Source organism: Erythrobacter sp. HKB08 (assembly GCF_004114695.1).
Taxonomy (GTDB): domain Bacteria; phylum Pseudomonadota; class Alphaproteobacteria; order Sphingomonadales; family Sphingomonadaceae; genus Parerythrobacter_A.
In genome coordinates this window covers 2,052,079-2,063,562 of the sequence record NZ_CP035310.1, presented here as the reverse complement: position 1 = coordinate 2,063,562, position 11,484 = coordinate 2,052,079, and the positions used below count along the sequence as shown (strand labels likewise).

The 11,484-nt window shown below is 63.9% G+C and carries 13 protein-coding genes; 10 read left to right on the top strand and 3 right to left on the bottom strand.

Annotation, left to right across the window (positions count from 1 at the left end; translation table 11 throughout):
• The 4 genes from EO245_RS09945 to EO245_RS09930 are packed head-to-tail and all read left to right on the top strand — an operon-like array spanning nt 1 to nt 4,871.
• Nucleotides 1–963, top strand: a complete 963-nt coding sequence (locus EO245_RS09945; protein ID WP_128892781.1) for a metal-dependent hydrolase — start codon at nt 1–3, stop codon at nt 961–963.
• Between the two features lie 27 nt (nt 964–990).
• On the top strand, nt 991–2,382 hold the full coding sequence (locus EO245_RS09940) for a deoxyribodipyrimidine photo-lyase (protein WP_128892780.1): 1,392 nt from the start codon (nt 991–993) through the stop codon (nt 2,380–2,382).
• 37 nt (nt 2,383–2,419) lie between these two features.
• Nucleotides 2,420–3,658: a cyclopropane-fatty-acyl-phospholipid synthase family protein gene (locus EO245_RS09935; protein WP_128892779.1), complete on the top strand. Its 1,239-nt coding sequence runs from the start codon at nt 2,420–2,422 to the stop codon at nt 3,656–3,658.
• Nucleotides 3,659–3,668: 10 nt separating this feature from the next.
• A complete protein-coding gene (locus tag EO245_RS09930; protein ID WP_128892778.1) occupies nt 3,669–4,871 on the top strand; it encodes a serine hydrolase in 1,203 nt (400 codons plus the stop codon).
• A 6-nt stretch (nt 4,872–4,877) separates the two neighbouring features.
• Here the strand turns inward: EO245_RS09930 and EO245_RS09925 are convergent, their stop codons facing one another.
• The 3 genes from EO245_RS09925 to purF form a co-directional block, all read right to left on the bottom strand.
• Nucleotides 4,878–5,225, bottom strand: a complete 348-nt coding sequence (locus EO245_RS09925) for a PilZ domain-containing protein (protein ID WP_128893533.1) — start codon at nt 5,223–5,225, stop codon at nt 4,878–4,880.
• A gap of 130 nt (nt 5,226–5,355) precedes the next feature.
• Nucleotides 5,356–6,078 carry an SDR family NAD(P)-dependent oxidoreductase gene (locus tag EO245_RS09920; RefSeq protein WP_128892777.1) on the bottom strand — a complete coding sequence of 241 codons (723 nt, stop codon included), beginning with the start codon at nt 6,076–6,078 and terminating at the stop codon, nt 5,356–5,358.
• The gene (gene purF / locus EO245_RS09915; protein WP_128892776.1) at nt 6,079–7,545 is read right to left on the bottom strand and encodes an amidophosphoribosyltransferase; all 1,467 of its coding nucleotides are present in this window, start codon (nt 7,543–7,545) and stop codon (nt 6,079–6,081) included.
• A 176-nt stretch (nt 7,546–7,721) separates the two neighbouring features.
• Between purF and EO245_RS09910 the strand changes: the two genes are divergently transcribed.
• The 6 genes from EO245_RS09910 (at nt 7,722) to EO245_RS09885 (ending at nt 11,461) form a co-directional block, all read left to right on the top strand.
• Complete coding sequence (locus tag EO245_RS09910) at nt 7,722–8,963, top strand: lipoprotein-releasing ABC transporter permease subunit (protein ID WP_128892775.1); 1,242 nt, start codon at nt 7,722–7,724, stop codon at nt 8,961–8,963.
• On the top strand, nt 8,956–9,630 hold the full coding sequence (locus EO245_RS09905; protein WP_128892774.1) for an ABC transporter ATP-binding protein: 675 nt from the start codon (nt 8,956–8,958) through the stop codon (nt 9,628–9,630). Before EO245_RS09910 ends, EO245_RS09905 begins: the two co-directional genes overlap by 8 nt.
• 51 nt (nt 9,631–9,681) lie before the next feature.
• Nucleotides 9,682–9,957 carry a hypothetical protein gene (locus tag EO245_RS09900; RefSeq protein WP_128892773.1) on the top strand — a complete coding sequence of 92 codons (276 nt, stop codon included), beginning with the start codon at nt 9,682–9,684 and terminating at the stop codon, nt 9,955–9,957.
• A gap of 94 nt (nt 9,958–10,051) precedes the next feature.
• Entirely contained in the window at nt 10,052–10,585 is a 534-nt protein-coding gene (locus EO245_RS09895) for a hypothetical protein (RefSeq protein ID WP_128892772.1), read from the top strand.
• Nucleotides 10,582–11,061 (top strand): glutathione peroxidase, encoded by a 480-nt coding sequence (locus EO245_RS09890; RefSeq protein WP_128892771.1) that lies wholly within the window; start codon nt 10,582–10,584, stop codon nt 11,059–11,061. The genes EO245_RS09895 and EO245_RS09890 overlap by 4 nt, the downstream gene beginning before the upstream one ends.
• Before the next feature lie 49 nt (nt 11,062–11,110).
• A complete protein-coding gene (locus EO245_RS09885) occupies nt 11,111–11,461 on the top strand; it encodes a hypothetical protein (RefSeq protein ID WP_128892770.1) in 351 nt (116 codons plus the stop codon).
• Nucleotides 11,462–11,484 lie beyond the last annotated feature (23 nt).

The following is an 11,484-nucleotide window of genomic DNA, read 5'->3' as shown; positions in this document are numbered from 1 at the left end:
ATGGACAATCTCACCCATAGCCTCGTCGGCGCGCTGATCGGGCAGGCGGGGCTCAAGAAGAAGACCGGGCTCGCCATGCCCGCGCTGATCATCGGGGCGAACCTGCCCGATGTCGATGCGGCGTGCTTCTTCTGGCTCGAAGGCGTCGAGCATCTCGGTTTCCGCCGCGGTATTACCCATGGCCCACCGGCACTGCTGCTGTTGCCGCTGATACTGGCTGGGCTGCTGTGGGCCTTCGACCGCTGGCAGGCGGGGCGCGGGAAGCGGCCCGAGGGTCGAATGCCGGTCGATTTCAAATGGCTCTACCTGCTCGCCTTCATCGGCTGCCTGACCCACCCGGCGCTCGATTGGCTGAACGTATATGGCATCCGCTTGCTGGAGCCGTTCTCGAGCCAGTGGTTCTACGGGGATACGCTGTTCATCATCGACGTTTGGCTCTGGGGTCTCCTCATAGTCGCGACCTGGCTTTCGATGCGGCGGGAAAAACGGGGCGGCAACTGGCGTCGCACGGCACAGGTCGCGCTCAGCGTTGCGGGCATTTACATATTTGCCAACGGCGTCATCACCGGCGCTGCCGAGCGTGGGTACCAGGGAGAGGCTCGCGACGAGATCATAGCTTCCCCGAAACCACTCGTTTTCTGGGAGCGGGAGATGATCAGCTACCGCAAGGATCCCGGCGGCTGGACCTATCCGATCCGCAGCGACTGGTCGGTAATCGGCGGGTACAGCGATGACCGCACATCGCTCGGCGGTCCGGCACCGCAGGCGGCCTGCAACTCGCTGCCGGTCGGCTCGCAAAGCGAAGAGGACGCATTTCGCCTGTGGAGCCGCGTCCCGTTCCTTGAAACCTGCGAGGACGGCGCACTGCTGCTGCGCGATGGCCGGTTCTACGATCCGATGGCGCGCGGGCGTTTCACCGTAAAGCTGGCGAAGCCGAACGATGTGGAACCGAGCGGCGAGTGACCTCGTTACCCCGTGAAAGGGGTATCGATGTCCAAACCACAAATCGTCTGGCTCCGCCGCGACCTGCGCATGGCGGACAATCCGGCGCTCTACCATGCCGCGCAGGCCGGGCCGGTGGTCGCGGTCTATGTTCTCGATGACGAGTGCGCGGGCGATCACAAGTATGGCGGTGCATCGCGCTGGTGGCTGCACCATTCGCTCGAAAGCCTGGGCAAGAGCTTCGGCGCGCGCAATTCTCGCATCGTTCTGCGGCGCGGCGATGCGGTCGAGGAACTGGCCAAGGTCGCCCATGCCGTGGGTGCCGACACCGTCCATGCCAATCGGCACTACGAGCCGTGGTGGCGCAAGGCGCAGGGGCAGTTGAAGGACAAGCTGGAGCTCGAACTCTACGACGCCAACTACCTCTTCCCGCCCGGCCACATCACGACCGGTTCGGGCGATCCCTACAAAATCTACACGCCGTTCTCGAAGGCGACGCTCGAGCAGATGCCGCCGCGCGACGAACTGCCGGAGCCGGAAACGCTTTCCTCGCCCGATGACTGGCCGGCGAGCGACGAGCTATCCGACTGGAACCTCCTGCCGACGAAACCCGACTGGTCGGGCGGCATCGCGGACTTCTGGGAGGTAGGCGAAGCGGCGGCGCATGAGCGGCTCGACTGGTGGGCCGATCATGTCGACGAATATGACGATGGGCGGAACCTCCCCTCGGTCGACAAGACCAGCCAGATGTCGCCGCACCTACACTGGGGCGAGATCACTCCGGTCCAGATCTGGCACCGCTTCAAGGACAAGCGCAGCCAGGGCTGGAAGACCTTCGAGAAAGAGCTGATTTGGCGCGACTATGCGCAGAACGTCATCTGCCAGTTTCCCGCCTATCCGAAGGAAAGCTACCGCGACCGTTTCGACGAGATGGCGTGGCGCAATCCCAATCGCGGGCACCTGATCCAGGAAGAGCTGGAGGCCTGGCAGAAGGGGCAGACCGGCTACCCGATCGTCGATGCCGGAATGCGCCAGCTGTGGCAGACCGGCTGGATGCACAACCGCGTGCGGATGATCACGGCGAGCTTCCTCATCAAGCACCTGCTGATCGACTGGCGCCACGGCGAAAAATGGTTCTGGGATTGCCTCGTCGATGCTGACTACGCCTCCAACGGCACCAACTGGCAGTGGGTCGCGGGCACCGGCGTCGACAGCAACATGTTCAGCCGGATCATGGCGCCGCTCACCCAGTCGGAGAAATTCGATGCGGCGGGCTATATCCGCGAATACGTGCCCGAACTGGCCGATCTGCCCGACGACAAGATCCACGATCCGGAAGAACACGGCTGCAAGCCGGACGACTATCCGTCCAAGATCATCGCCCACAAGGAAGGGCGCGAACGGGCGCTCGAAGCATATCGGGACATGAAGTCCGGCTAGCTTGCCCCGGCACGCCCGCCGCGCCATAGATGGCGGCATGACGGCGGGGTTCGACAGGGGAGCAGACCTGCTCAAGGGCGCGGCGCGTTTCGAACGCAAGCCGGGTTTCGTGGCGCGCATGATCGCGCCGAGTTTTCACAAGATTCTCGACCGGGTGGACGAGGGGATGGAGAAGGGTTCCATTCTCGGTCACCTGCCCGACGGCACGACGCGGCTGATCGGCGGCCGCGCGCCCGGTTTCGAGGCGGAGGTCAAGCTCAACGACTGGCGCGCGTTGATGCGGCTGGCGACCAATGGCTCGATCGGCTGGTACCAGGCATGGGAAGCGGGTGAATGGGAAAGCCCGGACCCCGTGCCCCTGTTTGCCCTGTTCATGGCCAACGGCGATGCGCTCGGCGAAACGGGCAGGGCGCAGGGGCCGTTTCGGATAGCGGCGCGCTTCGCCCACTGGCTCAACCGAAACACGCGCGCCGGTTCTGCGCGGAACATCCATGCGCATTACGATCTCGGCAACGATTTCTACGCACAGTGGCTCGATGCGACGATGAGCTATTCGAGCGCGATCTGGCAGGAGGGCGACGACCTCGAGGCAGCGCAGCGTCGCAAGTGGCAGGCGCTTGCCGACCGGCTCGGCTCGCCCGACAGCCTGCTCGAAATCGGCTGCGGCTGGGGCGGGCTGTCGGATCACTTCGCAAAGGGCGGGGCGAGCGTCACGGGCATCAGCCTCTCGGACGAGCAGCTGGCCTGGGCGCGCGAGCGACACGATCCCTCGATCTCCTTCCTCAAGCAGGATTATCGCGACACCGACGGGCAGTTCGATGCGATCGTCAGCGTCGAAATGGTCGAGGCATTGGGCCGCGAATACTGGCCGACCTTCATGGACTGCATCGCGCGCAACCTGAAGCCGGGCGGCAAGGCGGCGATCCAGTATATCTCGATGAAGGATTCGCTGTTCGACGCCTATGCGAAGAGCGCGGATTTCATCCAGGCCTACATCTTCCCCGGCGGCCTGCTGATCCGCAACAGCGAGTTCGAGGCACTGGCGGAGGAGCGCGGACTGCGCTGGCGCGATCGCTCTGACTTCGGGCTCGACTATGCCGAAACGCTCAAGGCCTGGCGCGAGAATTTCGATGCGGCCGCTGCCGCCGGTAGGCTGCCGAAAGGCTTCGACGAGCGCTTCCAGCGGCTGTGGCGCTACTACCTGATGTATTGCGAAGGCGGCTTCCGCGGGGGCGGGATCGACGTCCACCAGGTGACGCTGGTGAAGGAAGGTTGAGAGGACGGACATGAAGAAATGGATTATCGGCGGCTTGGTCGCCATCGCGGCAGCGGGCGGCGTGACCTATGCTATGCTGGACGACGACCAGCGGGCGCTGCTCGCGAACATGCCGACCGATCGCAATGTCCTGTTCTGGTCGACCGAACAGCGCGATGCGGCCTTCCGCTCGCTCGACGCGATTTCGATCCTCGCCGATGCGAGAGTGATCGAAGCGGGCGACAGCGTGTATCCGCTGCCCGCAGGCGAGCCGCTGGCGATCGATACCGATATCGATGCCTACATGGACAGCCAGCGCACTGCCGCGCTGGTCATCGTGCATGACGGCAAGGTGGTGTTCGAGAAATACGGCCTCGGCTTCGATGCCGACGGCAAGTGGACCAGCTTCTCGGTCGCCAAGAGCCTGACTTCGACCATGGTCGGCGCCGCGGTGAAGGACGGGGCGATCAGGAGCCTCGACGACAAGGTGACCGACTACATCGCGGGGCTGAAGGGTTCTGCCTATGACGACGTGACGGTTCGCCAGCTTCTCACCATGACGTCGGGCGTCAAATGGAACGAGGATTATACCGATCCGAACTCCGATGTGGCCTTGTTCAACGAACACCAACCGGAGGACGGCCTCGACGTGACGGTGAGCTACATGCGCACCCTCCCGCGCGAGGCGCCTGCTGGCGAGAAGTGGGTCTACAAGACCGGTGAGACGAACCTCATCGGCGTGCTGGTGAGCGAGGCGACGGGCAAGCCGCTTGCCGAGTACCTTTCGGAGAAGGTCTGGAAGCCCTTTGGCATGCAGCAGGATGCGACCTGGCTGCTCGGCGCGACCGATCACGAGATCAGCGGGTGCTGCATCCAGGCATCGACCCGCGACTTCGCGCGTTTCGGCCTGTTCATGCTCGGCGGGGCGCAGATCGACGGGGTGAGTATCCTGCCCGAAGGCTGGATCGCGGATGCCACGACGAAGCAGGCTCCCATCGGGATCGACGGGCGCGGCTATGGCTACCAATGGTGGACCAATGACGACGGCAGCTACGCCGCCCAGGGCATCTTCGGGCAGGGCATCTTCATCGACCCGGCCCGCAAGCTCGTCATTGCCTCGAACAGCAATTGGCCGACGGCGACGGATTACGACGGCGTCGGCGCAGAGCGTGAGCGGTTCTACAAATCGGTGCAGGCAGCGGTCGACAAGGCGAGCGCGCCTGCAGCCGAATAAGCGCGGTCAGAGGGCGCTGCGGTAGACCGACGAAGGGCTGTAATTCTGCAGGATGTTGTCGTGCACGATGGGGCTCAGCAGCTCCATGAAGGCGCAGCCGACGATCGAGTTTTCCCACCAGACGACTTCGGCCTGGAGCGATTCGAGGCCGGGCAGGCTGATCCAGCAGATCTGGCCCGGATGCATGCGGCTGATGGCCGATGCCGAAAAGCCAGAAATCGACAGGTCGTGGACTACGGTCTGGAATGCGCGGCCACCCGAGGCGCGCAGCTGCGCCGGAATGGTGATCTTGGTGCGCGGGCTGCAGCGATCTTCTTGTGCTGCAACGTCATAGCTCTCGTGCGTGTCGACCATCATGGTGCGATTCCCCGTTCAAAACTGACCAAATCCCTGCCGCGCGCATACGCGTCAGGCTTTGCACAGCCTCGCCATGTCTGGTTTCCGGTTGGTTTCGCAGGATGCCTAAGGAATATTTACCACCGTCTCAGGCGGTTTCCGCGACCCTTTCGCGGTGGCCGGTTTCGAAATCGCCCGCGAGAAGCTCGACGAGGCGCTCTGCGACTCGGACCGGCTCCTTGACCGTCGAGGGATCTTCGCCCGGATAGGCCTTGGCGCGCATGGCGGTGCGGGTGGCGCCCGGATCGACAATGGCGACCTTCACATTGCCGACTTTCTCGACTTCGGCGGCATAGCTGTCGAGCAGGTTCTCGAACGCCGCCTTGCTCGCGCCATAGGCCGACCAGTAGGCGCGTGGGCTCGCCCCGACCGAGCTGGTCAGGCCAATGACGCGGCCCTGGCCGCTGCGCTTGAGCAGCGCATCGAACCCGGCGAGCAGAGCCTGTGTCGCAAGGACATTGGTCGTCAGCGCGGTGTTGAACTGCTTGGGATCGATCTGCGTGACCGGTGTGAGGGTCGGCAGGTAGGCCGCTGAAATCACGAGAATATCGAGCTTGTCCCACCGGCCCGCAATAGCCTGTGCAAGCCGGGCGATACCATCGCCCTCGGTCAGGTCGACCGGCGCGATAGTGGATTGACCGCCGGCCGCGTGGATTTCGTCTTCGACCCCTTCCAGCGCGCGGACGTCGCGCGCGGTGAGGACGACATGCGCACCGGCAGCAGCGAGCGCCTTGGCGGTCGCGGCCCCGATACCCTTGCTCGCACCGGTGACGAGCGCAAGGCGCCCCTCGAGCGGTTTGGCGTCAGTCATTCAGGCTACCTTGTCGAAGGAAAGTTGTGCGTCGCTTGCTTCGCGCTGCGAAAGATCGGTCAGCGACGTCGGATAATCGCCCGTGAAACAGGCATCGCAGAATTGCGGGCAGGAGGTCTTGCGCTTTTCCTGGCCGACGGCGCGATAAAGGCCGTCGATCGAGACGAAGGCGAGGCTGTCCGCCTTGATGAACTCGCGCATCGGCTCGATGTCCATGCGCGCGGCGAGCAGCTTGGAACGTTCCGGCGTATCGACGCCATAGAAGCAGCTATGCGCGGTCGGCGGGCTGGCGACGCGAAAATGCACTTCGCTCGCCCCTGCATCGCGCATCATCTGGACGATCTTCATGCTCGTCGTCCCGCGCACGATGGAATCGTCGATGAGGACGATGCGCTTGCCTTCGACGAGGCCGCGGTTCGCATTGTGCTTGCGCCTGACGCCCGAATGGCGCGCGCCGTCCGAAGGCTGGATGAAAGTGCGCCCGACATAGTGCGAGCGAATGATGCCGAGCTCGAAGGGTACGCCCGATTGCTGGGCGTAGCCGATTGCCGCCGGGACGCCGCTGTCGGGTACCGGCACCACGAGGTCGACGTCGCACGGGCTTTCGATCGCCAGCTGCTCGCCGATCGCCTTGCGCGCGGCGTAGACGCTGCGGCCGTCGAAAATCGAATCCGGGCGGCTGAAATAGACGTGCTCGAAGATGCAGGGCCGCGCGGCATGGCGGCCGAACGGGTGGAGCGATTCGATCTCGCCGTCGAAGCCGACCTTGACCATCTCGCCCGGCTCGACCTGGCGGATGAATTCGGCGCCGACGACATCGAAGGCGACGCTCTCGCTCGCGAACAGCACGGCATCGCCCATCCGGCCCATGACGAGCGGGCGGATGCCGAGCGGATCGCGGCAGGCGATCATGCCTTCGGGCGTGGTGACGATCAGCGAATAGGCACCTTCGACGAGGCGAAGCGCGTCGACCAGCCGGTCGATCATCGTCGGATAGCGGCTCGTCGCGACGAGGTGGATGATGACCTCGGTATCGGAGGTCGACTGGAAGATCGCGCCGCGGCTGACGAGATCGTTTCGCAGCGTCATCGCATTGGAAATATTACCGTTATGCGCAACCGCGAAGCCGCCGCTCGCAAGATCGGCATAGAGCGGCTGCACGTTGCGAAGCCCCGCGCCGCCGGTGGTCGAATAGCGCACGTGGCCCGCCGCCATGAAGCCCGGCAGTTCGGCGAGTTGTTCCTGCGAGGAGAAGTTCTCCGCCACATGGCCGAGGCCGCGGCGGGTGAAGAAGGTCGTGCCGTCGAAGCTGGTGATGCCGGCAGCTTCCTGCCCGCGATGCTGCAAGGCGTGGAGGCCTAGCGCGGTAACGGCCGCTGCGTCCTGCGCATTGATAGCGCCGAACACGCCGCACTCTTCGCGCAGCTTGTCGCCGTCCTCGTCTCGATAGGGGTGAGTAAGGTTCATATGCACGACCGCCCGATGCCAACGCCTGCCCTGCGCGCGTCATTGGCGATGTTGCAGCCAGATTACAAGGGCGCGCAGTCCCCGTCGGTGGATGGGAGCGCCCGAATTCATTGCAGCGAAGGGAAAGCCTGCCTAAACCCGCCCGACCTCCGGACGTTACAGCGGATTCACGCAGCTTGTTCCTTTCCAATTTCGAACGCACCATCGTTAAACGCTACCTGCTCCCGGGTAGGAGCGAGGCTTTCATCGCGCTAGTCGCAGGGATCAGCGTCGTCGTCGTCATGCTCTCGGTTGCCATGCTGGTGACGGTGATGAGCGTCATGAACGGCTTTCGCGGCGAGCTTCTCGACCGGATCGTCGGCCTCAACGGCCATGCGATCGTGCAGGCCTATGGCGGGCGGCTCGACAACTGGCAGGAACTGCTGAAAGACATTCGCGAGACCGAGGGCGTCACAGATGCCTCTCCGTTGATCGAGCAGCCTCTGCTGGCGAGCTTCAATGGCCGGGTCGAAGGCGTGGTGATGCGCGGCAATACCGCCGAGGACATCGCCGAACTGAGCGACGAGCTGGTGGTCGGCAATCTCTCGCAGCTCAAGCCGAACGAGGGCAAGGTCGCCATCGGCGCGCGGCTCGCCGAGAATATCGGTGCTCGCGTGGGCGACACCATCACGATCATCAATCCGCAGGGCCGCTCGACGCCTTTCGGAACCGTTCCGCGCCAGATCGGCTACGAAGTTTCGGCGCTGTTCGAAACCGGCGTCTACGAATTCGACAAGGCCTTCGTCATCATGCCGATCCCCGATGCGCAGACCCTGCTGCTGACAGGTGACAAGATCGGCATGATCGAGCTGAAGACCGAGGATGCGGAGAACGTCGAGGAAATCATCGCTCCGATCGAGGAAAAGCTCGAGGGCAGGGCGGTCATCTCGACGTGGAAGCAGATCAACAGCTCGATATTCGAGGCGCTGGAGATCGAGCGCGTCGCGATGTTCTTCGCGCTATCGATCATCGTCGTGGTTGCCGCGTTCAACATCCTGTCCTCGCTGGTCATGCTGGTGCGGGCGAAGACGCGCGACATCGCGATCATGCGCACGATGGGCGCGACGCGGAAGAACATGATGAAAATCTTCGTGACGACCGGCTTCACAGTCGGCGCGATCGGATCTGGGGCGGGGCTGGCGCTCGGCTTCCTGATCCTCGCATTCCGTCAGCCGATCGTTTCCTTCATCCAGCTTACGACCGGCGCGCAGATCTGGAATCCGGAGGTGCGTATCCTCACCGAGCTGCCGGCCCGGGTCGATCCGTGGGAGGTGGTCGGCATCGTCGGCCTGGCCCTGGGCCTCAGCCTGCTCGCCACGCTCTATCCGGCTTACAAGGCGTCCAAGACCGATCCGGTGCAGGTGCTGCGCTATGAGTAATCCGGTCGTCAAACTCACCAAGCTGACCCGCAGCTTCAAGCAGGGCGGCGAAACCATCGACGTCCTGCGCGGCGTCGACCTGACCGTCGAGCCGGGCGAGATCGTCGCGCTTCTCGGTCCGTCCGGTTCGGGTAAATCGACCTTGCTGCAGGCGGTCGGCCTGCTCGAAGGCGGCTTCGGCGGCTCGATTGCGATCGACGGGAACGAGGCCAGCAAGCTGCCGTCCGACGGGCGGACCGAACTGCGCCGCAGCCATCTCGGTTTCGTCTACCAGTTCCACCACCTGCTGCCCGATTTCACGGCGGTCGAGAACGTGAACCTGCCGCAGTTGATTGTCGGCAAATCGACACCGGAAGCGGAGGAACGCTCGCGCGACCTGCTCTCGGCCCTCGGCCTCGGTCATCGCCTCGATCATCGCCCAAGCCAGCTCTCCGGCGGCGAGCAGCAGCGCGTTGCCGTGGCCCGCGCGCTCGCCAACAGCCCCAAGCTGGTGCTGGCGGACGAGCCGACCGGCAATCTCGACGAGCATACCTCCGATGCGGTTCTCGCCCAGTTCCTCGAACTGGTACGCGGCGAAGGCAGCGCTGCGCTTGTCGCGACGCATAACGAGCGGCTCGCTGCGAGGATGGACCGCGTGGTGCGCCTGCACGAAGGCGTGCTCGAATAGCCGGACCCAAACCGGCTTCACGGCGTTGTCGGAACAGGAGGATTTTTCTTCATGACCGACCATCCGAGCACGTTTCACGCCCAACCCGAAGACGACGGCAAGTTCGACTGGGACGACCGCGCCTCGCTCCACCGCGCAGACGATGGCGGCGGGGTTCTCGATGCGATGAAAGGCCTGCGCCGCGGCAGTTTTGCCGAACTGGTCAACCACGTCATGGCCATGCCGGAAAGCGAGCGGGGCGACTACGTCATCCAGAAGGCGGGCGACCGCAAGTTCACCGCCGAAGAGATCGCGCAGCTTTCCAAGCGGGACGATTTCCCGGGCTGACAGGCCCTGTCGGCGGCGCAGGATCGCGCTTCGTCGATGCCAGCTTGAGGGCAGGCGAGCTTGCGCGCGATAAGCGCAGCGAGAGGGGGTAATCATGCTGACGACAATTCTCGCGCTTCTCGCGCAGCAGGCGGCGCAAGCTCCGCCGACCGAACCCACACCGCCACACCCGGCGCCCGCGCCGGCTTGCACCAGCGAATTGCATGGCCAGTTCGACTTCTGGGTCGGCGAGTGGGAGGTCGAGCCGAACGGGCGCGACACGCTCGTCGCGCATAGCAGAATCGAGAAGAAGCACGGCGGCTGCGCGGTCGTCGAAACATGGATGCCCCTGCGCGGACTGGGCGGAACCAGCCTCAACCATGTCGATCCTCAAACCGGGATCTGGCACCAGAAATGGGTTGGCTCGGCACCTGGCGCTGTGGAGTTCACCGGCGGATTTACCGACGGAAAGATGGTGCTGACCGGCAACTGGCCGAGCCCGAATGCACCGCACCAGTTGATCCGCATGAGCTACACGCCAAATGAGGACGGCAGCGTCCGCCAACACGGAGAGGCCTCGACGGACCATGGCCTGACGTGGCAGACATCGTTCGATTTCATCTACCGTCCGAAAGAGACTCGCGAATGACCACGATTGCCGATTTCACCGTCGAAGCTTCCAACGGCCAGCCGGTCGACCTGTCCGAGAAGAAGGGCAAGGTCCTCCTCGTCGTGAACACCGCGAGCAAATGCGGCTTTACGCCGCAGTACGACGGGCTCGAAGAGCTGTTCAAGGAATACAAGGAGCAGGGCTTCGAGGTGCTCGGCTTCCCCTGCAACCAGTTCGGCGGGCAGGAACCGGGCGATGCCGACGAGATCGAGCAGTTCTGCAAGGTCAATTTCGGCGTCACCTTCCCGCTGATGAAGAAGATCGACGTCAACGGCGACAACGCCAGCCCGCTGTTCGACTGGATGAAGGGCGAGGCGCCGGGCCTGATGGGCTCGAAATCGATCAAGTGGAACTTCACCAAGTTCCTGATCGATCGCGAGGGCAATGTCGTGAAACGTTATGCCCCGCAGGATACGCCCGCGCGCATCAAGAAGGACATCGAGAAGCTGCTGTAACCCTGCAGCCCGATTTCCAGAATAGCCCGCCATAGCCTAGGAGGGCGGCATGCTCGCTTCGATCAACGACTGGTTTCTCGCGCTCGGCGCGGAATACGGGGTGAACCCCTATATCTTCGGCGGCATCTACGTGGGTGCGGTGCCGTTCTTCCTCTTGTCGATCGGCTGGCTGGTCCGCCGCGCGAGGGACGGGCGCTCGACTGTGGTGCCGACGCTTTGCGCGGGCTTCTGCTTCGTTTCTGCCTATCTCTACCTCGCGATTGCCGGGCGCAATATCCCGGTCTGGGTGTGGTTCTTCCTCGCCGTGCTGGTCGTCTACGGCGCGTGGTCGACGATCCGCGACACGCGCAGGAAAATCGCCGATGCCAAGGCCGAAACGGGCGAGCCGACGCAGGAGTGACCCTGTGGAGAATTTCGCTCCCC